The sequence below is a fragment of the Bradyrhizobium sp. UBA2491 genome, from assembly GCF_002341725.1.
GTDB lineage: Bacteria > Pseudomonadota > Alphaproteobacteria > Rhizobiales > Xanthobacteraceae > Bradyrhizobium.
Genome location: NZ_DDOP01000068.1, coordinates 97,433 through 124,043 on the forward strand (window position 1 = coordinate 97,433; position 26,611 = coordinate 124,043).

Annotated in this window: 27 protein-coding genes; 11 read left to right on the forward strand and 16 right to left on the reverse strand. The window is 64.2% G+C overall.

What is annotated here, in order from left to right; genetic code table 11:
• Window positions 1-128: 128 nt before the first annotated feature.
• On the reverse strand, window positions 129-968 hold the full coding sequence (locus tag B2W55_RS23710; RefSeq protein WP_024579942.1) for an AraC family transcriptional regulator: 840 nt from the start codon (window positions 966-968) through the stop codon (window positions 129-131).
• Window positions 969-1,206: 238 nt separating this feature from the next.
• Between B2W55_RS23710 and B2W55_RS23715 the strand changes: the two genes are divergently transcribed.
• Window positions 1,207-2,448 carry an ABC transporter substrate-binding protein gene (locus tag B2W55_RS23715; RefSeq protein WP_024579941.1) on the forward strand — a complete coding sequence of 414 codons (1,242 nt, stop codon included), beginning with the start codon at window positions 1,207-1,209 and terminating at the stop codon, window positions 2,446-2,448.
• 239 nt (window positions 2,449-2,687) lie between these two features.
• Window positions 2,688-3,791 carry a mandelate racemase/muconate lactonizing enzyme family protein gene (locus tag B2W55_RS23720; RefSeq protein WP_024579940.1) on the forward strand — a complete coding sequence of 368 codons (1,104 nt, stop codon included), beginning with the start codon at window positions 2,688-2,690 and terminating at the stop codon, window positions 3,789-3,791.
• Window positions 3,792-3,824: 33 nt separating this feature from the next.
• Here B2W55_RS23720 and B2W55_RS23725 read toward each other — a convergent pair whose 3' ends face one another.
• Window positions 3,825-4,196: a hypothetical protein gene (locus B2W55_RS23725; protein WP_024579939.1), complete on the reverse strand. Its 372-nt coding sequence runs from the start codon at window positions 4,194-4,196 to the stop codon at window positions 3,825-3,827.
• Between the two features lie 196 nt (window positions 4,197-4,392).
• On the opposite strand from B2W55_RS23725, the gene B2W55_RS23730 reads away from it, so the two are divergent.
• A complete protein-coding gene (locus B2W55_RS23730; RefSeq protein WP_024579938.1) occupies window positions 4,393-4,617 on the forward strand; it encodes a hypothetical protein in 225 nt (74 codons plus the stop codon).
• Between the two features lie 314 nt (window positions 4,618-4,931).
• Here the strand turns inward: B2W55_RS23730 and B2W55_RS23735 are convergent, their stop codons facing one another.
• Entirely contained in the window at window positions 4,932-5,366 is a 435-nt protein-coding gene (locus B2W55_RS23735) for a cupin domain-containing protein (protein WP_024579937.1), read from the reverse strand.
• Window positions 5,367-5,686: 320 nt separating this feature from the next.
• Window positions 5,687-6,343 carry a glutathione S-transferase gene (locus B2W55_RS23740; RefSeq protein WP_024579936.1) on the reverse strand — a complete coding sequence of 219 codons (657 nt, stop codon included), beginning with the start codon at window positions 6,341-6,343 and terminating at the stop codon, window positions 5,687-5,689.
• Between the two features lie 173 nt (window positions 6,344-6,516).
• Between B2W55_RS23740 and B2W55_RS23745 the strand changes: the two genes are divergently transcribed.
• Both B2W55_RS23745 and B2W55_RS23750 read left to right on the forward strand, forming a co-directional pair.
• Window positions 6,517-7,740 (forward strand): polyhydroxyalkanoate depolymerase, encoded by a 1,224-nt coding sequence (locus B2W55_RS23745; RefSeq protein WP_024579935.1) that lies wholly within the window; start codon window positions 6,517-6,519, stop codon window positions 7,738-7,740.
• A 194-nt stretch (window positions 7,741-7,934) separates the two neighbouring features.
• Entirely contained in the window at window positions 7,935-8,729 is a 795-nt protein-coding gene (locus B2W55_RS23750; RefSeq protein WP_024579934.1) for an extracellular solute-binding protein, read from the forward strand.
• Window positions 8,730-8,880: 151 nt separating this feature from the next.
• On the opposite strand, the gene B2W55_RS23755 is transcribed toward B2W55_RS23750, so the two are convergent.
• The 4 genes from B2W55_RS23755 to B2W55_RS23770 all read right to left on the reverse strand — a co-directional run bounded on the left by B2W55_RS23755 (window position 8,881) and on the right by B2W55_RS23770 (window position 14,131).
• The gene (locus B2W55_RS23755; RefSeq protein WP_024579933.1) at window positions 8,881-10,617 is read right to left on the reverse strand and encodes a bifunctional protein-serine/threonine kinase/phosphatase; all 1,737 of its coding nucleotides are present in this window, start codon (window positions 10,615-10,617) and stop codon (window positions 8,881-8,883) included.
• 58 nt (window positions 10,618-10,675) lie between these two features.
• Window positions 10,676-11,494: a formate/nitrite transporter family protein gene (locus B2W55_RS23760; RefSeq protein WP_024579932.1), complete on the reverse strand. Its 819-nt coding sequence runs from the start codon at window positions 11,492-11,494 to the stop codon at window positions 10,676-10,678.
• Between the two features lie 503 nt (window positions 11,495-11,997).
• Entirely contained in the window at window positions 11,998-12,744 is a 747-nt protein-coding gene (locus B2W55_RS23765) for a transporter substrate-binding domain-containing protein (protein ID WP_035635461.1), read from the reverse strand.
• Window positions 12,745-12,928: 184 nt separating this feature from the next.
• Window positions 12,929-14,131, reverse strand: a complete 1,203-nt coding sequence (locus B2W55_RS23770) for an MFS transporter (RefSeq protein WP_024579930.1) — start codon at window positions 14,129-14,131, stop codon at window positions 12,929-12,931.
• Between the two features lie 85 nt (window positions 14,132-14,216).
• Between B2W55_RS23770 and B2W55_RS23775 the strand changes: the two genes are divergently transcribed.
• Together B2W55_RS23775 and B2W55_RS23780 are read left to right on the forward strand one after the other, a co-directional pair.
• A complete protein-coding gene (locus B2W55_RS23775) occupies window positions 14,217-15,017 on the forward strand; it encodes an AraC family transcriptional regulator (protein ID WP_024579929.1) in 801 nt (266 codons plus the stop codon).
• A 170-nt stretch (window positions 15,018-15,187) separates the two neighbouring features.
• Complete coding sequence (locus B2W55_RS23780; protein ID WP_024579928.1) at window positions 15,188-16,534, forward strand: malonyl-CoA decarboxylase; 1,347 nt, start codon at window positions 15,188-15,190, stop codon at window positions 16,532-16,534.
• A gap of 164 nt (window positions 16,535-16,698) precedes the next feature.
• Here B2W55_RS23780 and B2W55_RS23785 read toward each other — a convergent pair whose 3' ends face one another.
• Complete coding sequence (locus B2W55_RS23785) at window positions 16,699-17,751, reverse strand: hypothetical protein (RefSeq protein WP_024579927.1); 1,053 nt, start codon at window positions 17,749-17,751, stop codon at window positions 16,699-16,701.
• Between the two features lie 671 nt (window positions 17,752-18,422).
• On the opposite strand from B2W55_RS23785, the gene B2W55_RS23790 reads away from it, so the two are divergent.
• Window positions 18,423-19,190: an outer membrane protein gene (locus B2W55_RS23790; RefSeq protein WP_024579926.1), complete on the forward strand. Its 768-nt coding sequence runs from the start codon at window positions 18,423-18,425 to the stop codon at window positions 19,188-19,190.
• Between the two features lie 18 nt (window positions 19,191-19,208).
• Window positions 19,209-19,526, forward strand: a complete 318-nt coding sequence (locus tag B2W55_RS23795; protein ID WP_024579925.1) for a hypothetical protein — start codon at window positions 19,209-19,211, stop codon at window positions 19,524-19,526.
• 75 nt (window positions 19,527-19,601) lie between these two features.
• On the opposite strand, the gene B2W55_RS23800 is transcribed toward B2W55_RS23795, so the two are convergent.
• From B2W55_RS23800 to B2W55_RS23830, 7 genes are all read right to left on the reverse strand, one after another.
• Window positions 19,602-20,771 carry a mandelate racemase/muconate lactonizing enzyme family protein gene (locus tag B2W55_RS23800; RefSeq protein ID WP_024579924.1) on the reverse strand — a complete coding sequence of 390 codons (1,170 nt, stop codon included), beginning with the start codon at window positions 20,769-20,771 and terminating at the stop codon, window positions 19,602-19,604.
• A 158-nt stretch (window positions 20,772-20,929) separates the two neighbouring features.
• Complete coding sequence (locus B2W55_RS23805) at window positions 20,930-21,196, reverse strand: DUF3297 family protein (RefSeq protein WP_024579923.1); 267 nt, start codon at window positions 21,194-21,196, stop codon at window positions 20,930-20,932.
• A complete protein-coding gene (locus tag B2W55_RS23810) occupies window positions 21,193-21,669 on the reverse strand; it encodes a glutathione peroxidase (RefSeq protein ID WP_024579922.1) in 477 nt (158 codons plus the stop codon). Before B2W55_RS23810 ends, B2W55_RS23805 begins: the two co-directional genes overlap by 4 nt.
• A gap of 73 nt (window positions 21,670-21,742) precedes the next feature.
• Window positions 21,743-23,134, reverse strand: a complete 1,392-nt coding sequence (locus B2W55_RS23815) for an amidase family protein (protein ID WP_024579921.1) — start codon at window positions 23,132-23,134, stop codon at window positions 21,743-21,745.
• A 72-nt stretch (window positions 23,135-23,206) separates the two neighbouring features.
• Window positions 23,207-23,776, reverse strand: a complete 570-nt coding sequence (locus tag B2W55_RS23820) for a c-type cytochrome (protein ID WP_024579920.1) — start codon at window positions 23,774-23,776, stop codon at window positions 23,207-23,209.
• Window positions 23,777-23,933: 157 nt separating this feature from the next.
• The gene (locus tag B2W55_RS23825; protein WP_024579919.1) at window positions 23,934-25,208 is read right to left on the reverse strand and encodes a PQQ-dependent sugar dehydrogenase; all 1,275 of its coding nucleotides are present in this window, start codon (window positions 25,206-25,208) and stop codon (window positions 23,934-23,936) included.
• A gap of 167 nt (window positions 25,209-25,375) precedes the next feature.
• Complete coding sequence (locus tag B2W55_RS23830; protein WP_024579918.1) at window positions 25,376-25,633, reverse strand: DUF6894 family protein; 258 nt, start codon at window positions 25,631-25,633, stop codon at window positions 25,376-25,378.
• Between the two features lie 323 nt (window positions 25,634-25,956).
• On the opposite strand from B2W55_RS23830, the gene pqqA reads away from it, so the two are divergent.
• Window positions 25,957-26,037: a pyrroloquinoline quinone precursor peptide PqqA gene (gene pqqA, locus B2W55_RS23835; RefSeq protein WP_035635412.1), complete on the forward strand. Its 81-nt coding sequence runs from the start codon at window positions 25,957-25,959 to the stop codon at window positions 26,035-26,037.
• A gap of 175 nt (window positions 26,038-26,212) precedes the next feature.
• Window positions 26,213-26,611, forward strand: a 399-nt coding sequence (locus tag B2W55_RS23840; RefSeq protein WP_291532288.1) for an MBL fold metallo-hydrolase, incomplete at its 3' end; no start/stop codon positions are given.

A 26,611-nucleotide genomic window follows, 5' to 3' on the forward strand; every position in this document is an offset into this window, starting at 1 on the left:
ACATTCGTCGCCGTCATTCCGGGGCTCGCGAAGCGAGAGCCCGGAATCCATGTCTGCACAGGTGACGCGGCCTGATGGATTCCGGGCTCTCGCCTTCGGCGAGCCCCGGAATGACGGGATGAGAGCACCTACTCCCTCACCGGCACCCAGATCTCCAACCCGCCATTGCCGGTCGACGCATCGAACCTCTCGTCGTAGCGCTCGAAGTTCGGCGCGTCGGCCACCTTCATGCCGGACTGCGGCAGCCAGCGATTCCAGATCGTGTTGTGGGTGCGTCGGATAGTCGAGATGTGCTCTGAGTGGGTGAACACCACGTAGTTCTGCGCCGGGATCCGGACCCGTGCGAACTCGCGCGGCAGGTCGGAGAAATCGGCGACCTCGACGCCCGCGATGTAGTCGAAATTGCCGGCATCGTCGCCGTTGCAGCAGACGCCATAGGCACCATTGCCGACCTGGCGAGGAATATGCGCGCATTGCTGGTGGAAGCTACTCCACTGGTTCGGAATGCCGGCCGTGCTGTCATTGGTGTGGTTGTAGCGCTCGCCGATGCCGGCGACGAGGAACGCCTTGCCGGTCGCCATCCGCGGCGGGTCGATGTGATCGAGGGCCGTCGAGATCATGGAGATCGGCTCCTGGAGCTTGAGCTTGGTCAGGCAGGTCGTCGCGCGCACCGTCTCCGGCGTGACGCCGAAATGGTCACGGAACGCGCGGGTGAACGCTTCGTGGGAGCCGTAGTCCGCGTCCAGCGCCAGCGTGAGAATATCGGGCGCGCCGGCCGCGAGCTCGCGCGCGGCTTCGCTGAGCCGGCGCGCCCGCACGTAGCGCATCACCGAGAACCCGGTCGCCTCCGCGAATGCCCGCACCAGATGGAAGCGCGACACCCCGGCGACGGCCGCGATGTCGTCGAGCGTCAGCGACCTGCCGAGATGGCCTTCGATGTACCAGAGCGCTTTCTGGGCTGGGTTCATGGACGACGGCTTTCCTGCAAAGTTCGGGCATCATGCTCGGCCGCAGCGCCGGGCGTTTGACAATCCTTGCTGCGCAGCGGCGAAACCGTGATTTCGTTCCGCGGAAATTTATCCCAAAGGCGTTGCTGCCAACACCGTTGCAATCGTGCATACTCGCTAACGCATCGATCCGACGGCTCATCAAGCTGCCCGAAAATCAAGACTGCACGAGCCGCCGGCCAGCATGTCAGGGAGGACAATGATGCATCACCGACTGGTTAGCTATGCCAACTGTCTCAAGTCTGCGGCGCTCGCGGGGCTCTTGACCATCGCGGTCGCAAGCGCGGCCAACGCACAGAAGAAATACGACCCGGGCGCGACCGACACCGAGATCAAGGTCGGCAACATCATGCCCTATTCGGGGCCGGCGTCAGCCTATGCCACCATCGGCAAGACCGAAGCGGCCTATTTCAACAAGCTCAACAGCGAAGGCGGCATCAACGGCCGCAAGGTCAACTTCATCTCCTACGATGACGCCTACAGCCCGCCGAAGATGGTCGAGCAGGCCCGCAAGCTGGTCGAGAGCGACGAGGTGCTGCTGATCTTCAATCCGCTGGGCACGCCGGGCAATACCGCGATCCAGAAATACATGAACGCCAAGAAGGTGCCGCAGCTGTTCGTCTCGACCGGCGCCGCCAAGTGGAACGACCCGAAGAACTTCCCGTGGACCATGGGCTGGCAGCCGAGCTACCAGGTCGAGGCGCGCATCTATGCCAAATACATTCTGCAGAATTATCCCGGCAAGACCATCGGCGTGCTCTATCAGAACGACGATTTCGGCAAGGACTATCTCAACGGCCTGCATGACGGGCTCGGCGATCAGGCCAAGAAACTGATCATCGTCGAATCCTCCTACGAGACCTCGTCGCCGACGGTGGATTCGCAGATCGTGCAGATCAAGGGCGCCAATCCCGACATCTTCGTCAACATCGCGACGCCGAAATTCGCGGCGCAGGCGATCAAGAAGGCCGCCGAGCTGGACTGGCACCCGGTGCAATTCCTCACCAACGTCTCGGTCTCGATCGGCGGCGTGATGAAGCCGGCCGGCTATGAGGCGAGCCAGGGCATCCTGTCGACCCAGTATCTGAAGGACCCCGCCGATCACGAGTGGAAGAACGATCCAGCCATGAACGAGTGGCGCGCCTTCATGACCAAGTGGTATCCCGAGGGCGACCAGAACGACGCTTCGACCGTGTTCGGTTACGGCGTCGCCAAGGGGCTGGAGCAGGTGTTGCGGCAATGCGGCGACAACCTCACCCGCGAGAACCTGATGAAGCAGGCGGCCAGCCTCAACTTCGAGATCGGCATCTATCTGCCCGGCACCAAGATCAGGACCGGGCCGGACGATTATGCACCGATTGAGCAGTTGCAGATGATGCGCTTCAAGGGCGAGAGCTGGGAGCGGTTCGGCCCGATCATGAGCGGCGAGAAGAACAGCTAGGGCGCAGCTCCACAACTTGAGGCTTCATGATGCCCGGCCTTGCGCCGGGCATCCACGTCTTCGACACGATTCGCGCGCAAGCTATTCCACTGGCAAAACTTGGGACAGCAAGACTTGGGACAGCAAGACTTGGGACAGCATGCCTTGCAGGAGCCCGGACGGAAGCGATGGCGGACCCAGGCTGAAGTGTCCGGCCAGCACGACTCCAGGCACATCCTGCGACTGGAAGGACAACAACAATGAAAATCACCGACGTCCGCGCCCACCACATCCGCATTCCCTACGACGCGGGACCAGCGAGCTTCCGCCAGGGCGCCTCCGCGATCTCCGCGCTCGACATGGTGCTGGTCGAGGTGTCGACCGACGCCGGCCTGACCGGCTGGGGCGACGCCTTCGCCTATGTCTGCCCGAAGACCAGTTGCATGGCGGTCACCGAGATGATCGCGCCGCAGGCACGCGGCCTCGAAGTGCCCGACGCCGCCCGGATTCCCGCCGTGATGGAGCATATCCAGCGCAATCTGCACCTGTTCGGCCGCTACGGCATCACGATGTTCGCGATCTCGGCGCTCGACATCGCGCTGTGGGATCTCGCCGGCAAGGTGAAGGGCGAGCCGTTGCATCAACTGATCGGCGGCGCGAGGCGCAGCACGATCCCGGCCTATGCGAGCCTGATGCGGATCGGCAATGCCGCGCATATCGCCGCCGAATGCAAGAAGGCGATCAAGCTTGGCTATGCCGCGATCAAGCTGCACGAGACCACCGTGCCCGCGGTATCAGCCGCGCGTGAAGCGATCGGCCCCGGCGTGCCGCTGATGGTCGACATGAACTGCCCGCTGGATGGGCCGGCGGCGATCCAGTTCGCCCGCGACTGCAAGCAGGCCGCGCCGATGTTCCTGGAGGAGCCGGTCTGGCCGCCTGAGGATTTCGCCACGCTCGCGGAGGTGCGACGAGAAGGCCGGCTCGATATCGCGGCCGGCGAGAATGCCTGCACCGTGCATCAATTCCGCCAGATGATGACCGCCGGCGCGGTCAGTCACGCGCAGCCGTCGGTGATCAAGGTCGGCGGCGTCACCGAATTCCTGCGGGTGGCCGTGCTCGCCGACGAGTTCGGTGTCCAGGTGATTCCGCACTCGCCCTATTTCGGGCCGGGCTTCCTCGCCACCCTGCATCTGATGGCGATCCGCGACGAAGGGCTGATCGAGGTGTTCTTCATGAAGCGCCCTGCCTGCCTGTGGGGCGATCGCATCGCTGTCGACGCCCATGGCCATGTCGCCGTGCCGCAAGGCCCCGGCCTCGGCTACGAGCCGGATCGCGACGTGATGGAGACGTACCGGGTGGCGTAGAACGAATCCTTCGCTCCTCGCAATGACGGTGCGCTACTTCGTCCCATCCTTCGCGGCAGGCGCCCCATCCTTTGCCGGCGCCGCGTCGGCTTTCTTCTTCAGGTCCTCGGTCAGCTTGACCTGCGCGGCCTGCAAGTCGGTGACGAGCTTCTGCAAGCCCGCGACCGAAATCTTCAAGCTCTCGATCTGCCGGTTGGCAGCGTCGAGCTTCTGCTGGTGATCTGTCGTCAGCTTGGTGATGGTCTTCTGCAAGAAATCGACATTGCTCTGCAAGCAACTCGTGCGCCGCTCCATCGTCTTCTCGACGGTGCAGATCTCGATGCCGGGAACGTCCTGCGCATGCGCGGTTCCGACGGCGCCGAGCGCAAGCGGCATGAGCAAGACAAGTGCATAGCGAGCGATCATCGGCATCCCCAATCAAGCGCGTCATTCACAGATTTGTGCACGCGACGCAGAAAGCAAGGCACACATACCACACTGAAACCGCATTCGAGCGGTGTGCTTCATTTCATTACGGGGACTACTCGTGGGGACGGGGGCCTTCGGAACTTGTTTGGTTCGACCCCTTTTGGCTCGACCTTGGGCAGTGGAGACAGATCGCATGGCTACGCGCGAAAAACGGCTGGCGCAATTCGATGGCAATGGCGAACCTTCGCCGGAACAACGCGTGGAAGTGCTTTGCGAGGATCATAGCGGAACGTATCAGCTGCCGTTCGCGTGCCGCTTCGTCAACGGCCAGTGGCGGAATGACGCAACCGGCGGCACGCTGGAAGCCAATGTCATCGCCTGGCGCATGCCGCGCGAGAAGCAGGCGGGCATCGCCTGAGCCGGTCAGGCGCACTCAATACTCACGATCCTCGCACGAGCACGTCGCGTTCGTCGCGGGGATCACGGCGTGTGCTGTTTCAAAACGCGACGCGCACGCCGATCGTCTTAAGATTTGGAACGCGGATGGAACGAACCGCGTCCGAATCACTGATCGAGCGCTGTACTCCGTTGTTCACGGCTAGATGTGGTCATCAGCCCGGCGCAGCGCACCACATACAGAAGCATGACGATCGGCCGCACCCAGCGGCCGACCACAAAGGTTAATTCCTCCGCGGACGACATCGCGAGCCCCTCTCTGATTTTAAGTGGCGATCATTCCCATGGGGTGACCGGCGGCACCGTCTCGGTCGCCGGCGGCACATCGACGGTCTTGAAATCGGCGGGGCTGACGATCTCGAGATATTCCATGTCCTTCGAGTAATCGAACAGATAGTGGGTGATGCCGGGACGCTGATGGATGACGTCGCCGGCCTCGACCAGCGTCTCCTTGTCCTCGTACATGAAGCGGGCCCAGCCCTTGGTCATGATCACGATCTGAAAGTCGCACAGATGCTTGTGCCAGCCGGTGCCGTGCTCGGGCGGCAGATCGGGATTGGCCTTGACCAGATGGCAGATCACCTGCCCGCTGGTGGCATCGGCAATGCCAAGATCGCGATACAGGAAGAAGTCGCGCAGACCTCCGCCCTTGAACTCGGTGTCACCGGGTTTGACGTGGGAGAATTTGCTGACGACGGCGTGCTGGTTCATTTCAAGCCTCCACGGTTCTCGTGTTCGCGAGATCGCGGCGCGGCTCGGCGTCCAAATTTTCGGCAGCGTCGCATCGTCGCGGTCACAGCTCGAATCTTGCTATGCGAAATCCTTGCCAGCCCGCTCGCGCCGCGGCGATCGGTCTCGCCGCTCGCGGCCATCGCCGCGGAAGCATCTGGCACGAGACACGAATTCGCGTTCGGCGCGTGCTGCGCTCGATCGTCGCGCGGCGCCGATGCCTGGCGCCGGCGGCACGTCCGTTGAGCATTGCTTGCCCGCAGCTTGAGCCGCCGATGCGGGCTGCTCCTGGCATGCGCTGCCTAATATTCGACCTCGAGCTCCTCGACATCGGCAGGCTCGGCCTTCGCGGCCTCGATCCATTCCTGCATCTCGGGCATCGCTAGGATGGTCCTGGCATAGGCCGCGAGGCCGGGGTCGAGCTTCACGTCATAGGTCATGAAGCGGGTCACGACCGGCGCATACATCGCGTCCGCCATGGTGCGGCGTTCGCCGAACAGGAACGGCCCGCCGGACTTGGCCAGGCAATCGCGCCAGATGGTGCAGACGCGGTCGATGTCGGCCTGGGCCCGCGACCAGATCTTGAAGCCGGGAAAATGCCCCTTCAGATTGACCGGCAGCGACGACCGCAGCGTGGTGAAGCCGGAATGGATCTCTCCCGAGATCGAGCGGCAATGCGCGCGCTGGATCCGGTCCTCCGGCAGCAGTCCGGCGTGCGGCATGATCTCGTTGAGATACTCGCCGATCGCCAGCGTATCCCAGACCGTCGCGCCCTCGTGGCGCAGGCAAGGCACCAGGATCGATGACGACAGCAGCAGCAGTTCGGCCCGCGCCGAGGGATCATCAGGCGCGGTGACCACCTCCTCGAACTCCAGTCCGGCGAATTTCGCCAGCAGCCAGCCGCGCAGCGACCAGGACGAATAGTTCTTGCTGCTGATGGTGAGTGTTGCTTTCGCCATGTCAGTCCCTCACGCCCGAAACCGTCTCGCTGCCGGACGCCGCCCGCCGGTCCAACCGCCGCGCACCCCGGAGCCGGTCATTTTCGCAGCAAGCCACGTGCCAATTTGCCGGGCAGTGAGCCGACCTCTGGCCTCGATATTGCTTGGCAGACCGGGCCACCGGGTGGATGCGTATGATGTCGATGCTGTACCAGGCCTATCAGAACCATATGGACCTCACGGCGCCGTGGCGGACCGGCGCCGCGGCGGCATTGCGTTATCTCAACCTGGCGCCCCGGGGCGCGTCCGACCGGACGTTCGGCCGGCTCGCCGCCGCGCTCGAGCTGATCTCGCGCTCCACCTTGACCTACGCCCGCCCCGATTACGGCATCGGCAGCGTCACCGTCGGCAACAGGGAATTGCAGGTCACCGAGGAGGTCGCCTATGCGACGCCGTTCGGCTCGCTGCTGCATTTCAGGAAGGTGGACGGACCGGAGCAGCCGCGGCTGCTGCTGGTGGCGCCGATGTCCGGACATTTCGCGACGTTGCTGCGCGGCACCGTGAAGACGCTGCTACAGGACCACGACGTCTACATCACCGACTGGCACAATCCGCGCGACATCCCGCGCAGCGAGGGCCGCTTCGGGCTCGAGGATTACACCGACCATCTGATCGATTTCCTCGGCCAGCTCGGCCCGCGGGCGCACATGGTGGCGATCTGCCAGCCTTCGGTGTCGGCGCTCGCCGCCGCCGCCGTCATGTCGGAAGACAATCATCCGGCGCGGCCGGCGTCGCTGACCCTGATGGCCGGCCCGATCGACACACGGATCCTGCCGACCAAGGTGAACCAGTTCGCCAAGAGCAAGCCGATCAAATGGTTCGAGGACAATCTGATCAACTACGTGCCGATGCAGTGCAAGGGCGCGTTGCGCCAGGTCTATCCCGGCTTCGTGCAGCTCACGGCGTTCGTGTCGATGAACCTGGAGCGTCACATCAAGCAGCACATCGATCTCGCCGACCACCTCGCCAAGGGCGAGACCGACAAGGCCGAGGTGATCAAGACCTTCTACGATGAGTATTTCGCCGTGATGGATCTGCCGGCGGAATTCTACATCGAGACGGTGCGCGACGTGTTCCAGGAGCACCTGCTGCCGCAGGGCATGCTGATGCATCGCGGCCGCCCGGTGAACCCGGCGGCGATCCGGCGCATGGGCCTGATGACGGTGGAGGGCGAGAAGGACGACATCTGCTCGATCGGCCAGACGCTCGCCGCCCAGGACCTCTGCACCGGCGTCCGCACCTATCGCAAGGTGCATCACATGCAGGCCGGCGTCGGCCATTACGGCGTGTTCTCCGGCAAGCGCTGGAACAACGAGATCTACCCGCTGCTGCGCGATTTCGTGCATGTGAATTCGTGAGGGTGCGGACGCTCCCTCCCCGTCATTGCGAGAGTAGCGAAGCAATCCATCGATCCATGCATGCGGAACGATGGATTGCTTCGTCGCTACGCTCCTCGCAATGACGAGTGGCGGCTAGTCACGCCTCTTCCCGAGCTATAGTCTCCCCGGCCACGACGACCCCGCTCTCGAAGAATCGTCCAGGGAGAAACTCCATGCGCGTCCTCACCGGCCTCCGTGCCCTCACGCTCGCCTTGATCGGCGCCGTCGCCATCACATCAACGGCAAGCGCCGCCGAAGTCCATGTCATGATCTCGGGCGGGCTGAGCGCGGCCTACAAGGCGCTGGTGCCGGAGTTCGAGCGCAAGACCGGGCACAAGGTGGTGACCGCGTTCGGACCGTCGATGGGCACCACGGCCAACGCGATTCCGGCGCGGCTTGCACGCGGCGAGCCGGCTGACGTGTTGATCATGGTCGGCTACGCGCTCGGCGACCTGATCAAGCAGGGCAAGGTGGTGGCCGACAGCCGCGTCGACCTGGTGAAATCGCCGATCGGCATCGCGGTCAAGTCAGGCGCGCCGAAGCCCGACATCGGTTCGGCGGACGGCGTCAAGCAGGCGCTGCTGGCGGCGAAATCGGTCGCCTATTCCGACAGCGCCAGCGGCGTCTATGTCTCGACCGAGATGTTCGGCGAGCTCGGGATCGCCGACCAGATGAAGGACAAGGCGCGGATGATCCCGGCGACCCCGGTCGGCGAGATCGTCGCCAAGGGCGAGGCCGAGATCGGCTTGCAGCAGATTTCCGAGTTGAAGCCGGTCAGCGGCATCGACATCGTCGGTCCACTGCCGGAGCCGTTGCAAAAGATCACGGTGTTCTCCGCCGGGATCGCGACCGTCTCGAAGCAGCCCGAGGCCGGCAAGGCGCTGATCAGCTTCCTCGCCTCGTCAGATGCCCGCGACGCGCTGGTGAAGAGCGGACTGGATCCAATTGCCTCGGGTGCCACGCATTAGCGACGTCCATCCATCTCTCTCCCCGTCATCCTGAGGAGCGCGCAGCGCGTCTCGAAGAATGAAGCGGCCACCGGCGGGGCCGTCGACCCGTCGAGACGCGCGCAAGTGCGCGCTCCTCAGGGTGACGGGGAAAGGTCGACGACTCGGCTTCCTACCGCCAATGATGCGCGCCATAGGCCAGCAGCAGCAGCACGACGAGCGCCAGCAGCAGCGTGGTCGACTTCCAGAACAGCACCGGGTTGCGCTCGATCAGCGGGGTCGATGACGTCGCCAGATATCTTGCGTTGGGATTGCGCAAGTCGAACAGGAACTCGGAAAAGCTGTCGTAGCGCTTGAGCGGATTGACATGCACGGCACGCTCCAGCGTGCCGTCGACCCAGCGGGGGATCTCGCGGCCGCCATGTGCGGCCGGACGATAGAGCAGCCGGTTGAACTCGGATCGGGTGCGGGCGCGCGCGATCTGCGCGCCATAGGGCAAGCGGCCCGTCAGCATCTGATAGGTGACGACGCCAAGCGAGAACAGGTCGGAGCGCGCGGTGCCGCCCTCGCCCAGGAAATACTCCGGCGCGGTGTATTGCTGGGTGCCCAGAATGTCGTCGACGCCCGCAGCCACCGCCTCCGCGACGCCCGCGATCCGGGTCGAGCCGAAATCGATGATCTTCACCGTACCTGTTTTGTCGATCATGATGTTGTCGGGCCTGACGTCCTGGTGCAGCATCTCCTTGCGGTGGAACGCGCGCAGCCCTCGCGCGATTTGCTCGGTGATGTCGCGCGCCGTCTCCAGCGACGGCGCAGGGTTGTCGATCATCCACTGCGTCAGGGTCTGGCCGTCGATGTACTCCATCGTGACATAGAGGAAGTTGCGCCTGCGGGGCGGCAGAAACGGCTTCAGCACATGCGGACTGTCGATCCGCCGCGCGACCCACTCCTCCATCATGAAGCGCTTCAGATAGGCGCCATCGTCGCGCAGATCGATCGAGGGGATCTTGATCGTGACCGTGGTGCCGCTGTCCTCGTCGACCGCGAGATAGATGTGGCTGCGGTGCGACGCGTGCAGCTCGCGCACGATGCGGTAGCCGTCGAACAGCATCCTGGCTTCGAGCAGTGGCGGCAGCGGCAGCCCGGTGGGCTGACCGAACACCTCGCCAGCATCGCCGTCCGGCAATTCGTCGATCCGGATGATCTGCGCGGTGAGATTGTCCGGGCTGCCGTTCTCATACGCCTGTTCGACGATCGATTTCGCGGCGGCGTCGAGGTCGGCGGCGCCGTCCCGGATCGTCCGCGCCAGCTGCCGCGCCGGGACGTGCTCATAGACGCCGTCGGTCACCAGCAGGAACGTATCGCCGCGCTCGAGCGGAAGGTTCTGGTAGTCGATCTCGAGCTGCGGGTTCACCCCGAGCGCGCGGCCGAGATAGCTTTGCTGCGACGAGACCACGACGCGGTGGTCGTTGGTGAGTTGCTCGAGGCTGTTGCCGGCGACGCGGTAGATCCTGCTGTCGCCGACATGGAACAGATGTGCGGTGGTCGACCGGATCACCAGGGCGCTCAGCGTGCAGACGTAGCCCTTGTCCTTGTCGTAGGGATTCTGGCTGCGCCGCGTCTGCGCATGCAGCCAGGAATTGGTCGCCTCCAGCACCCGCTGCGCCGAACTCTTCACCGACCAGGATTCCGAGGTGCAGTAGTAGTCGGTCAGGAAGCTCTTGACCGCGGACTCCGCAGCGATACGGCTGACGCTGCTCGAGGAGATGCCGTCGGCGAGCACCACGGCGATCCCCTTCAAGCCGAGCAGCGGCTCGTCGGGGATCAGCACGCCGTGGAAATCCTGATTGGTGTCCTTGCGGCCCTGATCAGAGAATTGCCCGACCGATATGTTCAGCGCGCGCGGCATCGCCTCATGCAGGCCCCAGGATCCCTCCCGACAGGAGAGACCCATAAGCCGGCCAGGATCAAGCGGCGAGGCGCTCGCGCTTCGGCGCGGTCTTCACATGCGTCGTGTAGAGCGTGAGCCCGGTGAAGGCGAGGCCGCCGGCGAGGTTGCCGAGCACGGTCGGAATCTCGTTCCAGATGAAATAGTCCATGATCGAGAACTTGGCGTGCAGCATCAGCCCGGACGGGAACAGGAACATGTTCACGACCGAATGCTCGAACACCATGTAGAAGAACACCAGGATCGGCATCCACATCGCGATCACCTTGCCGGGCACCGTGGTGGAGATCATGGCGCCGACGACGCCGGTCGAGACCATCCAGTTGCAGAGCATGCCGCGGATGAACAAAGTGGCCATGCCCGCCGCGCCATGCGCCGCGTAGCCCAGCGTGCGGCCCTCGCCGATGTTGCCGATCGTCATGCCGACCTTGTCGGGCTCCGTCGTGAAGCCGAACGTGGTCACGAACGCCATCATGAAGGCCACCGTGAGCGCGCCGGCGAAATTACCGATGAAGACGAGGCCCCAATTGCGCAGCACGCCGCCGAGCGTGACACCGGGGCGCTTGTCGAGCAGCGCCAGCGGCGAGAGCACGAACACGCCGGTCAAGAGGTCGAAGCCCAGCAGATAGAGCATGCAGAAGCCGACCGGGAACAGCAGCGCGCCGATGATCGGCTGCCCGGTGTTGACGTTGATCGTCACGGCGAACCAGGCCGCCAGCGCGAGGATCGCGCCGGCCATGTAGGCGCGGATCACGGTGTCGCGCGTCGACATGAATATCTTGGATTCACCGGCGTCGACCATCTTGGTGACGAATTCGGACGGTGCGAGATAGGCCATTCGTAAAATCCCCTTGCACAATTCGGCCGCGCCGGTTGCCTGCCGGAAGCGACGCAGGTTGATTGAAACGCTCATCCGTCCGGGGAGATGGGAGATCAACGATTGCTCGAGGCGCCCGGGTATGGCGCCTTGATCCCCTCGCCGCGGCCAGCACTGGCCTCGGCAAAATCCGGAGAACGGCAGTCGTCGTTGACTGGTGCAGTCAAAAGCAATGGATGTGCCAACCGAAGACGCTGGCCGCCAGGACCAAAAATCGTTTCTGCACAATAGCTTATCCAGTCGGCACGGAAGCCGGCCGGCGCAATGGCGTCGATTTATGCAGCTTGCACAGATGTCGCCCAAGAGATCTGCGCCTATCCATCTCCGTCATCCTGAGGAGCGCGCAGCGCGTCTCGAAGGATCGACGGCCCGCCGGTGGCCGATTCATCCGTCGAGGCTCGGCCAGCGGCGCAATTGCGCCGCAAGGCTCGCACCCCAGGATGACGGGGAAAGGTCGATGCGCGCTACTTCACCTCGGTGCGAACCGGCGTGTCCTTCAGCCCATTGTTGTCATAGGCCTTGCGTAACGTGCCGTTGGCAATCGCTTGCGTCATGAACTTGGTGACGAAGGCGGCAGCCAGCGGATGGTCAAGCGGCACCGCGACCGCAGTGACGGTCTGCTTGAAGGTCTCGTCCAGCACCCGCGTGCCCGGAATCTTCCTGGCCATCGCGTTGAGCTGATCGCGCGACAGCGCGAACGCGTCGATCTCGCCGCTGTTCAGGAGATTGAAGATCTCGTCATAGGTCTGATAGCCGGTGACCTTGGCGTGCTTGAGATGCGCGATCGCACCGCGCATCGTCGTTGTGGCATTGACGGCCGCGACCTTGACGCCGTCCTGGTCGAGCGCGGCGAAGTTCGTGATCGCGGAGCCCGGCTTGACGATATAGGTGGCGTCGGCGACCTCGTAAATCGGACCGAAGCTCATCTTGGTCTCGCGCTCGGCATCCTTGGGCAGGAAGGTGACGTCCCAGGTCTGCTTCGCCGCCGTGTCGGTGATCTGGCCGGAGTTCTGGTGCACGACATATTCGACGGGGACGCCGAGTTGCGCCGCCATCTCCCTGCCGAGATCGACGGGAACGCCGGCATAGCCGCTCGCGGTCCTGGTCGACCAGAACGCGCCACCGGCCGGACTGATCGCGATCGCGACCCGGAGCTTGCCGGTCGGCGCGATCTGATCGGTCAAGGCGTCGGCATTGGCTGCTGTGGCCATCATAGTCACTCCCAGAACGAGGCCAGCCAGACGCAGCGTGCGAAACGACATCGGACGTCCTCCACGCCGGGTCGCGCGCCCGGCCGGTTGTTGGTCCGGCGACTTGTAGCCCAGCCCTGCGACAGCGGCCAGCCGCCAGCCCCGCGCTGGCGGAGGGCCGCTCAGTGGAGCGACGAATAGCTCGTCAGCCGGCCTGCGAGGCCGGGGTGCGGATCTCGCGCGGCAGGATGATCGCGGCGGCGATCGCCAGCAGGCAAAGCGCTGCGAACGCACGCAACATCATCGCGAAGCCGCCCTGGTCGTACAGCCAGGCCACCAGGCCGACCGAGGCGCCGGCCGCGGTGAAGCCGACGAAATAGCGCACCGCATAGGCCCGCGAGCGCCATTCCTCCGTGGTGTACTTGCCGACCATCGCGTCATTCACCGTCACCTGGCCGAACGCACCCATCACGATGCCGATCGAGACCAGGATCAGCGGCAGATTGGACAGGCTCGCCGCCAGATAGAGGAACGGCGCCAGCAGGAACGACAGCGGCAGCGCCACCGTCTTCAGCGAATGCTTATCGAGCAGCTTGCCGATCGTGTACTGCGTCATCGCGCCGAATACATAGACCCCGGCCGCGATCACGCCGAGCAGCGCCGGACTCTTGGTCAGGTCGGCGAGCCGTTCAGCAAACAGTTTTGGCAGCGCCACCGTCACCGCGTTGAACGTGGTCGAGATCGCGATCACCACGATCAGCAGCGACAGCACCACCCGCCACATGTCTTCCTTGGCGACGCGCACCTGGGCGGCGGCCTGTTTCGAGCCCTTGCGGTCCTCATGCACCACCGTCATCGCGAACGCGATGCCGATCAGCACGGTGACGATTCCGGGGATGAAGAAGGCCCAGCGCCAGCCGAGATACTGGCCAACGATGCCGGTGACCAGCGCCGACGAGGCGACGCCGAGATTGCCCCAGACGCCGTTGATCCCCATCTGCGCGCCGAGCTTCTCGGCATAGGACACGATCATCGCGGTGCCGACCGGATGGTAGATCGAGGCAAAGATGCCGATCGCAAGCAACGCAGCGCCGAGTTGCAGCGGCGTCTGCACGAAGCCGACCGAGATCATCGACAGGCCGATGCCGACGAAGAAGATCACCATCATGTGGCGGCGGCTCCAGCGGTCGCCGAGCCAGCCGGTGATCAGCGAGCCGGCGCCGAAGGCGATGAAGCCCGGCGTCGCGTAGGGCAACAGCTCCGAATAGGCCATGCCGAGCGCCGGGCCCATGATGATGACGGCGGCGGCGAAGATCAGCATCGAATAGTGATCGATGAAATGGGCGGCGTTGACGAAGCAGATCACCCGGCTGGGACTGTTGGTCTGGCTATTCGCTGGACTGTTCATGGGCAGATCTTTCACTGGTCTCTCACGCGATTCTTCAATTGCTTGGAAATAGGTTATAGGTGCTTGTCCTGACGGGATGTCGCCAATGAATATCGCTAAACCGCCAATCAGAGCCCTCCACCAGGACCGGCGCGTCACCGGCGATGGCGTGCACATGGTCGCGCGCAGTTACCAGAAGGGCATCCGTCTCGAGGCACACATGCACCGCGAGGCCCAGCTGGTCTATGCCGTCAGCGGCACCATGCAGGTGACCACGCCGAAGGGGCGCTGGCTGGTGCCGCCGGACCGCGCGGTCTGGGTCCCCGCCCTGCTCGCGCACGCGATCGACGTGCTCGCCGACATCGAGATGCGCACGCTCTACTTCGACCAGACCTGGCTCGCGCGCGAGACGCGCAGCACAAGCCTCGACCACGAGTTCGTGGTGCGGGTCTCGCCGCTGGTGCATCAGGCGATCCTTGCGCTGTTCGACACCCCATGCGGGCGCGAGCGCACCGATCTGCTGATCAGGCTGGTGATGCTGGAACTGCACCAGGCCGAGGATTCCGCGACCTTCATCCCGCTGCCGCAGGAGCCGCGCTGCCGCCGCGCCGCCGACATCGTGCTGGCCGACCCGACCAAGGACCATGAGATCGATGCGCTGGCGCGCACGGTCGGCACTTCGGCGCGGACGCTGTCGCGGCTGTTCACGGCGGAGACGCAACTCTCGTTCAAGAGCTGGTGCCAGCGCGCCCGCATCGCGGCTGCGATCGAGCGGCTGTCGACCAACGCGAACGCGTCGATCAAGCAGGTCGCCTCCGACCTCGGTTATGCCAGCGTACCGGCATTTTCCCATGCGTTCCGCCAGGTGACAGGCAAGACACCGACCGCGTTCGCGGAGAAAACGTGAACGCGGTTTGTCACCGGGCGCAGCCAAGACGAATGATAAGGCGAATTATACCGTTGTCGCGCTGCGACATATTTCCGTACGATCCATGCGCTTGATTGCAGTCCTCCCGACCTTAAATCCCGTGTAAGGTCCGGCTTCACTGAATGCGACCCGCTGGATACGACCTGCTCATGGCCAACGCCTTCTTCTCCGATCTGCTCTCGACGATTTCCGAACGCGGCCGCGTCCTGCTCGGCCGCGCCAGTCCCGCCGACGACAAGCAGGATGCTTCCGAACTGCTGGAATTGTGCGAGGCGCTGCTGTCCGGACGCGGCGAGGCCTCCGGGACGGCGATGGCGCGCGAGGTGCTCGATCGCTACCACCACCTCGACGCCGCCGGCCGGCTGTCGTTCTTCCAGACGCTGGCGCGCGATTTCGGCCCCGATCACACCAGGCTGGCGCAGGCGATCGAAAGCTGGCGCGCCAATGGCAAGGACGCCAGCGACCTGCATTTCGCCTCCGAGCCGCGCCGCCAGGAATTGATCCGCCGGCTCAATCGGGCGCCGGGCGGCACCGGCGAGCTGGTGTCGATGCGGTCGGATCTGCTTTCATTGATGAAGGGCAACAAGGACCTCGCCGCGTTCGATCGCGACGTGGTGCATCTGCTCTCATCCTGGTTCAACAGGGGATTCCTCGTGCTGCGCAGGATAGACTGGTCGTCGCCGGCCAATATTCTGGAGAAGATCATCCGCTACGAGGCCGTGCACGAGATCCGCGACTGGGACGATCTGCGCCGCCGCATCGATCCGGTGGATCGGCGCTGCTACGCCTTCTTCCACCCGGCGCTGGCCGACGAGCCCTTGATCTTCGTCGAGGTCGCACTGACCGAAGCCATTCCGGGCGCGATCGCGCCGCTGCTTGCCGAAGAGCGCGAGCCGGTGCCGGTCGAGAAGGCGCGCACCGCGGTGTTCTATTCGATCTCCAACACCCAGCGCGGCCTTGGCGGCATCTCCTTTGGCAGCTTCCTGATCAAGCAGGTGGTCGAGGAACTGCGCCGCGAATTGCCCAAGCTCGACACTTTCGTGACGCTGTCGCCGGTGCCGGGCTTCATGCAATGGGTCAAGCAGGCCGACGACGTGCCGCTGTCAGATGAAGACCGGCAACTGCTGGAAAGCCTCGGCAAGCCCGACTGGTCCGAGAACGCCGAACTCGCGACGCAGCTGCGCGCCGTACTGGAGCCGCTCGCCGCCTACTACTTCCTGAAGGCGCGCACGCCGAAGGGACGGCTGATCGATTCGGTGGCGCGGTTCCATCTCGGCAATGGCGCGCGCCTGGAGCGGATCAACTGGCTCGGCGACCTCTCGCCCAAGGGGCTGCGCGAATCCGCCGGCGTCATGGTCAACTATCTCTATCGCCTCGACGACATCGAGAAGAACCACGAGGCCTACGCCAACAATGGCGATGTGATCGCCTCGAGCGCGGTGAAGAAGCTGCTGAAGGGCGAAGGCCGGCGGCTGCTGGATATGAGGTTGTCGTAAGCAGCAGCCGCACTTTCCACGTCATTGCGTGCCAACGGGTCGCGCGCACGCGCGCCCGATCACAGGCTCCGCGAAGCAATCCATAGTTCCGCACCGGCAGCATGGATTGCTTCGTCGCTTTGCTCCTCGCAATGACGATATAGCTTCTCGAGCCAGCACTTCCGTCACGCCACTGCGGACCGCGGCCGCAGCGTCGCCGGCACATGTGTGTCGATCCAGGCTGAGATCGCACGCTGGTTGCGATGGTAGAGCAGTCCGGCGGCGATCACGGCAATGCCGATCAGCGACAGCGAGAACGGAAACCATAACGAATCCTTGAACACGACGTCGGCGAGATGCCCGAGATAGAGGCAGATGCCGAACGCGCCGAACACCGCATAGGCGCGCCGCATCAGGATCACGGCGAGCGCGACAAGGCCGACATTGAACAGGCAGTACAGCGCCCTGCCGAGTTCGGTCGCGCTGCTCGACGCGGTAATCCCGCCCCAGAACGCCATCAGGCCGAACAGATGCAGCCAGAACGCAAAGTCACCGCTGCGGCTGCGATAGTCGACGATCCAGGCCACCGCGAGCACCGCCAATCCGAACCAGACCGACACCCGGCGCCGGGTCTCGAAATCGGCATACGCAGTGCCGCTGAACCACGGCGCCAGGTCCATCGACATGAACCACAACGCGACCGCGATGATCGCGACGATGAAGGCGAAGCGGAAGTAGCGCAGCGCGACGACGCCGGCGACGACCGTCGCGACCTCCATGAAGATCCAGCTGCCCTTCACCCAGACGTAGAAGTCCTGCACGGTGCCCGGCTTGCCGAATTTGCCCCACCAGCCCAGCTCGTCCTGGATGCCGTAAACCGCGAGCGGCGCCATCGAGACCGCGATCGCGATCAGCAGGCCGCCGGGAACCCGTAGATTCTTGTCGTGCCAGAGATAATGCCCGGCCACGGTAAAACCGACCGCGTAGGCAATCGCACAGGCCGTGAGCGCCCGGCCGCCCATCTGGGTGAAGGCCAGGGTCGAAAACAGACCCATGGCGCCGATCACGATCAGCGCACCGGCGTACCAGAGCACGTGCGCGGCATCGAATTTGGCCGGCGCGCTTGCATCACCGACGGCACCACCATTTGCCAGGAAGGCCAGCAAACGTTCCAGGTCGGCAGGGCTGATCACCCCAGCCTCGGCGGCTTGGCGGAGATCCTTCGCTGAATACGACATGGGGCTATCCCTTACGGCCGGTTCCCGCGCCTTCGCGACAAACCGAAGGCGTGCTTCTCCACATCAGTATACTCAGACATGAGCAACGTTCAATAATCATTTGAGCGTCGCTCAATAATCATGGTCCCGGATCGGCCAATTTACCTCGAACCGGCCGTTTGGGCATGGGATCTGCGGAGACCGACGCCCCGGCCAACCGTCGTATCGGGTGGCGCCGCTGCCCGATACGACGCCTCTATCGCGTGACGATATTGCGAGAGACACAAGACGATCGCGCCAAAAGGCGGCGACATGATCGTCGCGCAGACAGTGAACGAGTAGCTCGAGAGCGATGGCGGACGATCGTTCGGCAGGCCACCAGGGCAAATCCGAACGCGCGCCTCCGTCGTCTCGCATGTCCGAAGCTTGTCTCGAACATTGCGCTTTGCTGCTGACGACAGCGATCCGATGAATTGAGCTCGACGCGGCAGACAATGTCGACAGAGTTCACCACGGGAATTGCCGGCGTCGCCGTCGAATCCTGACACCGTCCTGACGACAGGAACACGCGCGTCGCGACACAGTTTTACAATCCGACATTCATCGAGCTTGCGACAATTTCACGATACATCGGCAGCGTTTTCCCTATGCTCGCTGGCGGGGTTGGTCATGAAACCGCATGGGGACTCATCATGAAACGAATTCTGCTCAGCGTTGCCAGCCTCGCTGCAATCGGTACGCCGGCTTTCGCCGCCGATCTCGCGCCACGCAGCTACATGCCGACCAAGGCACCGCCGCTGGTCTCGCCCGCATACGATTGGAGCGGCTTCTATGTCGGCATCAACGGCGGCGGCGGATGGGACAGGGACTGCTGGAATAACACCGCGCTGTTTGGCGTGCCCGTGAGCCCAAGCGCCGGCGAGGGGTGTGCCAGCAATTCAGGCGGCACGGTCGGCGGTCAGATCGGCTATCGCTGGCAGTCCGCATCGTGGGTGTTCGGCGTCGAAGCGCAAGGCAACTGGGCCGACATCTCCGGATCCAGCCAGAGCCTGGTTCTTCCCAACATCACGAACCAGAGCAAGATGGACGCGTTCGGACTGTTCACCGGCCAGATCGGCTACGCCTGGAACAACGTCCTGCTCTACGTGAAAGGCGGCGCTGCCGTCACCGACAATCAATATTCCGGCTGGTCGAACGCGACGGGCATCCAGCTGAGCTCGGCCAACGACACGCGTTGGGGCGGCACCGTCGGCGTCGGCCTCGAATATGGCTTCGCACCGAACTGGTCGCTGGCGGTCGAATACGACCATCTGTTCATGGGGACCAACAACGTCGCCTTCACCGGCATCGCGCCGGCCAATCTCGGCGTCAACACGCGCAACGAAGACATCAGCCAGGACGTCGATCTCGTCACTGCGCGCATCAACTACCGCTTCGGCTATGCCGCCAGCCGGTACTGAGGGAGATTGAATGTGACAATGGTGCGCCAGGCGATCATCATCCTGTCCGCTGCGATCTCGATCGGGATCCTTGCGCCGGACGCCGTCTGGGCGCGTGGTGGCGGTCACGGCGGTGGCGGATTCCACGGCGGCGGCGGCTTCCATGGCGGCTTCGGCCGCGGTGGGTTTTATCGCGGATATGGCTGGGGTTTCGGACCGGGCTTCTACTACGGGCCGGGCTACTACTACGGCTACCCTTACTACGGATATCCCTACGAGGGCGGCTGCTATCTGGTTCGACGGCGCGTCCACACCTCGCGCGGCTGGCGTATCCGCACCGTGCGGATTTGCGACTGATCGAGAGGTCACGGGGAAAGGTCGCAGGATCTTTCCCCGGCATGGCCGGGAGTGCAGCGACGACGGGCGCGTGCCCTACTCCGCGAGCGCCTTCATCTCTGCGTAGAGGTCCGACTTGCCCTCGAAGCCGATGCCGGGAAGATCGGGCATCACGATGTGGCCGTTCTCGACACGCACGCCGTCGGGGAAGCCACCATAGGGCTGGAATAGATCCGGATAGCTCTCATTGCCGCCGAGCCCGAGCCCGGCTGCGATGTTGAGCGACATCTGGTGGCCGCCATGCGGGATGCAGCGGCTCGGCGACCAGCCATGGGTCTTCAGCACCGCGAGCGTGCGCTGATATTCGCACAGCCCGTAGGACAGCGCGCAGTCGAATTGCAGCCAGTCGCGGTCCGGTCGCATGCCGCCGTAGCGGATCAGGTTGCGCGCATCCTGGTGGCTGAACAGGTTCTCGCCGGTCGCCATCGGGCCCGGATAGAACTCGGCCAGCGCGGCCTGCAACGCATAGTCGAGCGGATCGCCGGCCTCCTCGTACCAGAACAGCGGATACTCCCGCAGCATCTTGGCGTAGGCGATCGCGGTCTCCAGATCGAAGCGGCCATTGGCGTCGACCGCGAGCTGCGCGTCGCGGCCGATCTCCTTGAGCACCGCCTCGATGCGCTCGCGATCCTCGGCGAGATCAGCGCCGCCGATCTTCATCTTCACGACGTTGTAGCCGCGATCGAGATAGCCGCGCATCTCCTTGCGCAGCGCACCGAGGTCCTTGCCCGGATAGTAGTAGCCGCCGGCGGCGTAGACGAAGACCCGCGGATTGGCGCTCAAGCCGTGGCGCTCGGCGAGCAGCCGGAACAGCGGCTTGCCGGCGATCTTGGCCACCGCGTCCCACACCGCCATGTCGATGGTGCCGACCGCGACCGAGCGCTCGCCATGACCGCCCGGCTTCTCGTTCGACATCAGCGTCGACCACACCTTGTCCGGATCGAGATTGTCGCCGGTGGCATCGAGCAGCGATTTCGGATCGGCTTCCTTGAGGCGCGGCGCGAAGCGCTCGCGGATCAGCCCGCCCTGCCCGTAGCGGCCGTTGGAATTGAAGCCATAGCCGACCACCCGCTTGCCGTCGCGCACCGCATCGGTGACCACCGCGACCAGGCTCGAGGTCATCTTGGTGAAGTCGATATAGGCGTTGCGGATCGGCGAGGAGATCGGTTTTGTGACTTCGCGGACGTCGACGATACGGACGGACATGATGTTCGATCCTTTGACGCGTGAGTGCTCAACTTCCCGTCATGCCCGGGCTTGTCCCGGGCATCCACGTCTTTGTTTCGTGGCGCCCCAAGACGTGGATGGCCGGGACAAGCCCGGCCATGACGGCCTCCATGACGCAGTTCGCGCGTCGCACGTGATCAGGACTTCGCCTTATCCCGAAAATACGGCTCGACCGGCCCGTGCACCTTGATGGTCAGCGGATTGCCGTAGCGGTCCTTGGCGTTGCCGGCGGTGACCCGCACCCAGCCCTCGCTGATGCAGTACTCCTCGACATTGGTCTTCTCGGCGCCCTTGAAGCGGATGCCGACGTCGCGCGCCAGGATCTCCGCGTTGTAGTACGGGCTGTTCGGATCGACCGAGAGGCGGTCGGGGAATTGGTCGTTGGTGTCGTTGGTCTCGCTCATAGCAACGCCTCGATATCCTTCTTCAATCCTTCGGGCCGGGCGGTCGGCGCATGCCGCGCCACGACCTTGCCGGCGCGATCGACCAGGAACTTGGTGAAGTTCCATTTGATCGCGGGCCCGAGCAGGCCCGACTTCTCACGTTTCAGGTGTTCGTACAATGGATGCGCGCCGCTGCCATTGACGTCGATCTTGGCGAACATCGGGAACGTCACGGCGTAGTTGGTTTCGCAGAATGTGGCGATCTGCCTGGCATCGCCGGGCTCCTGCGCGCCGAACTGGTTGCAGGGGAAGCCGAGCACGGCAAAGCCGCGCGACGACAATCCGGCGTGCAGCTCCTGGAGGCCCTTGTATTGCGGCGTGAACCCGCAGGCGCTCGCCGTGTTGACGATCAGCAGCACCTGCCCCTCGAACTGCCGCAACGGCATGTCCTCGCCGGCGAGCGACTTGGCGGTGAAGTCGTAGACCGTTGCCATCATCCCCTCCTATCCGCGCACAATCTCCGCGCAAACGCGTGCCGCGTTTGTCGCGAGGGAAAACCGTTACCCACTAGGTCACCGGATCAATCGGTGACGACGGCGTCCCGCCGGCCTCGATCGCCTCGCCCGCGGCAAGACAGAGGTCCTCGCGATAACGCGCGGCCACAAGCTGCACGCCGATCGGAATCCGCCCGACGAGGCCGGTGGAGACGACGAGCCCCGGAAGCCCCATGAACGGGATTGCGATCTGCGGCAGCTGCGCGTGCCACACCCGCGCGAACGACGCCTCGTCCTTGCGGTCGAGATGATCCGGGAACGGCAACTCACCGGACACCGGCATCAGCAGCACCGGATATTTGTCGAGGAAGGCGAACCATTCGCGGGTCAAGGTCGCGCGGCGGGTCAGCGCCTGCGACAGATCGAACGGATGCACCCTGGCGCCGACGCCGCGCAGGCAGGCCAACGCGCCGGGATCGCCCTCGCGCTCGGCGAACGCAAGCTGCGCCTCGTAGCCGTCGCCGAGCCAGAGCCGGGTCTGGATCTCGGCCGCCTCGCGCAGCGACGGCGTATCGGCGACCTCCTCGACGATCCAGCCGGCATCTCGCAGACGTTTGCCGGCATCGGCGACCGCAGCGACCACTTCCCGTGCCGGGTTGAGTCCATCGGGATTGAGGCACATCGCAACCCGCTTCTCGCGCGGTGGCCCCTCGAGCGGCACCGGCGCGTACCAGGGATCGCGATAGTCCGGCGCCGACATCGCCGCGAGCGAAATGCGCAGATCGTTCACCGTGCGCGCCAGCGGGCCGGAAACCGCGCTGATCTGCGGGCCGATCGGACGCTCCGGCAATGCCGCGTTGAAGGCCGGGATGCGGCCCAGGCTCGGCCGCAGGCCGTGCACGCCGCAGGCATAGGCCGGATAGCGGATCGAGCCGGCGATGTCGGTGCCGTGGGCGATGTGGCCGATGCCGGCCGCGACCGCCGAGCCCGCGCCGCCCGACGAGCCGCCCGGGGTGATGCCGGGATCGCGCGGGTTCTTGGTGTCGCCGTGGATGAGGTTGGTGGTGAACCAGCGATACGACACCGCCGGACAATTGGTGCGACCGAGCAGCACCGCGCCGGCCTTGCGCAGATTGGCGACCACCGGGTTGTCGACCTTGGCGATCAGGTCGCGCTGCGCCTTCAGGCCATTGGTGGTGGCGTAGCCCTCCTGGTCGACATTGACCTTGATCGTGACCGGCACGCCGGCGAGCGGCCCCATCGCCTCACCGCGCGCAATTGCCGCATCGATCGCGGCCGCCTGCGCCAGCACGTCGTCCGGCCGGTGATCGACCACCGCGTTGATGTCAGGGTTGACCGCATCGAGCCGGGCAAGCCCGGCCTCCGCCGCCTCCTTCGCCGACACCTTCTTCGATTTGATGAGGCCGGCGAGCTCGGTTGCCGACAGACGCCAAAGATCCTGCATGTGCTACTCCGTGTGACGGAGGCGTTTTAGCGCCGCATGCAGGCCAAGGCCAGCGGATCGCTGCCTAACCGATCAGCGGACATGCGCGATGTAGTAGGCAAGATCGCCGATCTGCTCCTTGGTGACCGTCTGCATCACGTCCGCCATGGTGGCGTCGTAGCCGTGTCGGCTGTTGTCCTTGTATTCGGCCAGCGTCTTGGCGAGGTAATCCTCGCGCTGGTTGGCGATGCGCGGCACGTTCTCCTTGCCGGAGAAATCGGTGTTGTGACAGGTGTTGCAGCGGTTCTGCTGCGCCAACGCCTGGCCGCGCGCCATCCGCACGGGGTCGCCGGCATCGGCCGGCGGCGCAGGCTTTGGCAGCGTGGCGATGAAATCCGAGAAGCTGCGCAAATCGTCGTCGGTCATCGATTTCGCCATCTCGTTCATCGGGTCGAACACCCTGAGCTTCTCGCGAAACATGAACAGCTGGATCAGCGCGTAGGGCGCCTGCTGGCCTCCAAGCGAAGGTGTGTTCTCGGTCTCCGAGGTGCCGTGCTCGCCGTGACAGGCAAAGCACGCGACGCTGCGCTCCTGGATGGTCTCGGCGTTTGCGGAGAAGGCAATGGAGGCGAGTGCCAGGACTGCGATGATTGCTCTTTGCATTGGCCGCTCCCGGCATGTTCCGTCATTGCGAGGAGCGAAGCGACAAAGCAATCCATGGTGCCGCAAGTGGCGCAATGGATTGCTTCGCGGAGCTTGTCATCCGGCGGCGCTTCGCGCCGACCGGGTGGCTCGCAATGACGATGACTAGACTTTCAACTTACTGGTTCGCGACCTTCGGCTTGCCGTAGCTGATGCGATAGACCGCGCCGTTCCAGTCGTCGGAGACCAGCAGCGAGCCGTCCTTCAACAGCATCACGTCGACCGGGCGGCCGACATACTTGTTGTCCTCGAGGAAGCCGGTCAGGAACGGCTCGACCGACTTCACGGTGCCGTCCTTGTTCAGCTTGACCACGACGACGTCGCCGCCCTGCTTCTGCGACTTGTTCCAGGAGCCGTGGCGCGCGACGAAGATCGCGTTCTTGTAGGTCTTCGGGAACATGCTGCCAGTGTAGAAGCGCATGCCGAGCGAGGCGGTATGCGGACCCATCAGGCCGACCGGCGGCGTGTAGTCCTTGCAGGACTTACCCCAGCCGAGCTCCTGGTCGATGATGTTGCCCTGGTAGCAGAACGGCGCGCCGAAATCCTCGCCCGCCTTGGTGACGCGGTTGAGCTCGTCTTCCGGCACCGTCTCAGACAGCCAGTCGCGGCCGTTGTCGGTGAAGTACATCTGCTTGGTCTCGGGATTCCAGTCGAAGCCGACCGAGTTGCGGACGCCGAGCGCATAGACCTCGGCGCCGGAGCCGTCGAGATTGATGCGGCGGATCTGGCCGTGGTCGGCGTCGTGCAGCACGTTGTTGCCGGGCTGGCCGACCGGGACATAGAGCTTGTTGTCGGGACCGATGGCGATGAACTTCCAGCCATGCGCCTCGTCCTTCGGCAGCTTGTCGTAGATCACGACAGGCTTCGGCGGGTTGTCCAGATTGTCCTCGATCTTGTCGATCTTGGAGATCTTCGAGAGCTCGGCGATGTAGAGCGTGCCGTCCTTGAAGGCAACGCCGTTCGGGCGGTAGAGGCCGGAGGCGATCACCTTGACCGAGCGCTTGCCGTCCTTGTTGACGATTGCATAGACCTTGTCGACCAGCCGGCTGCCGACGAACACGGTGCCCTTGTCGCCGAGCGCCAGCGAGCGCGCATTGGCCATGCCGGCAGCGTAGACCTCGACATTGAAGCCGGCAGGGACCTTGAGCTTGGCGAGCGGCAGCTTGTCGGGCGCGGCCGGGATCGGCGGCCCCACGACCGGCGCAAGCTTGGCGGCGGCTTCATTGTCGGGACGCCCGATCAAGGGCGAGCCCGGCGGCAGCGGCTGGGCGGCCGGCGCGGCACCTGCGGCGGGCGACGCTGCCGGTTGCTGCGCCGCAGCAGAGAGCGTGAACGCCCCCAGCATGGCGCCTGCGAGCAGCAGGCTGCGCGGTGCGAACGAGTGTTTTTTCATGATTGATCTCCCCTGGGTGGAAGCCGTTGTTCATTGCGCCATTGACGTCGGCCGGCGCCGTCAGGCTTTCCGTTCCTAGTCTTGCGAATTTGTCCGGACAATTGCAATCGGAAACATCCCGCCATCGGCCAACGCATGGTTGTGACCGCGGCCTTGGTTAGCGTCCGTCAGTGCCTTGTCATCGAATGGTCCGGGCGATCGAGGACCGCCTCGGTGAACGGAAACTCCAGCACGATCTCGCCCTCGTCGTCGGTCACCTCGATGACCGCGCTGAGCAGCGCGCCATCGGCGCCCTCGGTCTTGAGCAGTTCGCGAATCATCGCCCGCGCCATTTCCCAGGCCCGATCCGGGTCGCGCAGGATTTCGCCGTCGGGATCGGAGATCAGCTCGTCGCCGATACGGGTATTGAAGAAGTAGCGTGGCATCGGCTGAACTCGGCTTGGTTAGTCGCTCCCGTTGCGGAGAGCACAGAATCGTCACCAGGACCTTCGGAGGACCGTCTGGCCCCTGCTTGTTATTCCAACATCACCATTCACCGTGTGGCGAACAACAGGAAAAAGGTCTGATGCCACCGGGTTTTGACGGGAAATGCGCGCACAAATTTGTGACTTGGCCGGGTTCGCCTGCCGCAGTGCAGCATGCACCGGTGCAGAGCGTCTTGCAAAAAATTTAACTGGCGAACTTTTCCAGCCGCAGTAGTTTAACTTGCAGGGCGGAAAGTTCGTCCGGTTGCAACAAGGAGAGCCTAATGGCCTGGAAAGCACCGAAGATCGTCGAAGTGTCGGTCGGCATGGAAATCAACATGTATATGTGCGCGACCCGCAAGTAAGCGGCAGCGCCCTATACACGTTTAGCGTTTTAGCGCAGGTGGACATCCGGGCGTAACATGCTCCCGTGCACGGGGGCGTGTTTCAAATCCGGAGTCCACCTCGTAACGTTTCTGGGCCTCGTTAGTTTTGGGCCTCGGTTTTGTGTCCGCGTTCAACGTCTCCAGGGGACGGATCATGCTGCGTGTCGTCGTCCTGGGTGCCGCGGCGGGTGGCGGCGTTCCGCAGTGGAATTGCGGCTGTGCCGTGTGCAGGACGGCGCGAAGCGACCACCCCGAATTGCAGCGCACGCAAGCTTCGATCGCGGTCAGCGGCGATGGCGCGCATTGGTTCCTGGTCAACGCCTCGCCCGATCTCCGCCAGCAATTGATCGCGACGCCGCAGCTGCATCCGAAGCCCGGTGCGCTGCGCCATAGCCCGATCGCGGGCGTCATCCTCACCAATGGCGAGATCGATGCGGTCGCAGGCCTGCTGTCGATGCGCGAAGGCTCGCCGTTTGCGATCTACGCCCATCAGCGGGTGCTGGCGATCCTGCGCTCCAACAGCATCTTCAACGTGCTGAGCGAGAAGAACGTC

What these genes read in the sequence shown, in the direction of transcription:
- B2W55_RS23725 (WP_024579939.1), bottom strand. Translation starts at nt 4,196, where the DNA reads ATGATCGCTCGCTATGCACTTGTCTTGCTCATGCCGCTTGCGCTCGGC.
- B2W55_RS23765 (WP_035635461.1), bottom strand. Translation starts at nt 12,744, where the DNA reads ATGGCCACAGCAGCCAATGCCGACGCCTTGACCGATCAGATCGCGCCG.
- B2W55_RS23720 (WP_024579940.1), top strand. Translation starts at nt 2,688, where the DNA reads ATGAAAATCACCGACGTCCGCGCCCACCACATCCGCATTCCCTACGAC.
- B2W55_RS23745 (WP_024579935.1), top strand. Translation starts at nt 6,517, where the DNA reads ATGATGTCGATGCTGTACCAGGCCTATCAGAACCATATGGACCTCACG.
- B2W55_RS23805 (WP_024579923.1), bottom strand. Translation starts at nt 21,196, where the DNA reads ATGAGCGAGACCAACGACACCAACGACCAATTCCCCGACCGCCTCTCG.
- B2W55_RS23810 (WP_024579922.1), bottom strand. Translation starts at nt 21,669, where the DNA reads ATGGCAACGGTCTACGACTTCACCGCCAAGTCGCTCGCCGGCGAGGAC.
- B2W55_RS23820 (WP_024579920.1), bottom strand. Translation starts at nt 23,776, where the DNA reads ATGCAAAGAGCAATCATCGCAGTCCTGGCACTCGCCTCCATTGCCTTC.
- B2W55_RS23815 (WP_024579921.1), bottom strand. Translation starts at nt 23,134, where the DNA reads ATGCAGGATCTTTGGCGTCTGTCGGCAACCGAGCTCGCCGGCCTCATC.
- B2W55_RS23760 (WP_024579932.1), bottom strand. Translation starts at nt 11,494, where the DNA reads ATGGCCTATCTCGCACCGTCCGAATTCGTCACCAAGATGGTCGACGCC.
- B2W55_RS23735 (WP_024579937.1), bottom strand. Translation starts at nt 5,366, where the DNA reads ATGAACCAGCACGCCGTCGTCAGCAAATTCTCCCACGTCAAACCCGGT.
- B2W55_RS23775 (WP_024579929.1), top strand. Translation starts at nt 14,217, where the DNA reads ATGAATATCGCTAAACCGCCAATCAGAGCCCTCCACCAGGACCGGCGC.
- B2W55_RS23790 (WP_024579926.1), top strand. Translation starts at nt 18,423, where the DNA reads ATGAAACGAATTCTGCTCAGCGTTGCCAGCCTCGCTGCAATCGGTACG.
- B2W55_RS23740 (WP_024579936.1), bottom strand. Translation starts at nt 6,343, where the DNA reads ATGGCGAAAGCAACACTCACCATCAGCAGCAAGAACTATTCGTCCTGG.
- B2W55_RS23730 (WP_024579938.1), top strand. Translation starts at nt 4,393, where the DNA reads ATGGCTACGCGCGAAAAACGGCTGGCGCAATTCGATGGCAATGGCGAA.
- B2W55_RS23800 (WP_024579924.1), bottom strand. Translation starts at nt 20,771, where the DNA reads ATGTCCGTCCGTATCGTCGACGTCCGCGAAGTCACAAAACCGATCTCC.
- B2W55_RS23750 (WP_024579934.1), top strand. Translation starts at nt 7,935, where the DNA reads ATGCGCGTCCTCACCGGCCTCCGTGCCCTCACGCTCGCCTTGATCGGC.
- B2W55_RS23715 (WP_024579941.1), top strand. Translation starts at nt 1,207, where the DNA reads ATGATGCATCACCGACTGGTTAGCTATGCCAACTGTCTCAAGTCTGCG.
- pqqA (WP_035635412.1), top strand. Translation starts at nt 25,957, where the DNA reads ATGGCCTGGAAAGCACCGAAGATCGTCGAAGTGTCGGTCGGCATGGAA.
- B2W55_RS23795 (WP_024579925.1), top strand. Translation starts at nt 19,209, where the DNA reads ATGGTGCGCCAGGCGATCATCATCCTGTCCGCTGCGATCTCGATCGGG.
- B2W55_RS23785 (WP_024579927.1), bottom strand. Translation starts at nt 17,751, where the DNA reads ATGTCGTATTCAGCGAAGGATCTCCGCCAAGCCGCCGAGGCTGGGGTG.
- B2W55_RS23755 (WP_024579933.1), bottom strand. Translation starts at nt 10,617, where the DNA reads ATGCCGCGCGCGCTGAACATATCGGTCGGGCAATTCTCTGATCAGGGC.
- B2W55_RS23770 (WP_024579930.1), bottom strand. Translation starts at nt 14,131, where the DNA reads ATGAACAGTCCAGCGAATAGCCAGACCAACAGTCCCAGCCGGGTGATC.
- B2W55_RS23780 (WP_024579928.1), top strand. Translation starts at nt 15,188, where the DNA reads ATGGCCAACGCCTTCTTCTCCGATCTGCTCTCGACGATTTCCGAACGC.
- B2W55_RS23830 (WP_024579918.1), bottom strand. Translation starts at nt 25,633, where the DNA reads ATGCCACGCTACTTCTTCAATACCCGTATCGGCGACGAGCTGATCTCC.
- B2W55_RS23825 (WP_024579919.1), bottom strand. Translation starts at nt 25,208, where the DNA reads ATGAAAAAACACTCGTTCGCACCGCGCAGCCTGCTGCTCGCAGGCGCC.
- B2W55_RS23710 (WP_024579942.1), bottom strand. Translation starts at nt 968, where the DNA reads ATGAACCCAGCCCAGAAAGCGCTCTGGTACATCGAAGGCCATCTCGGC.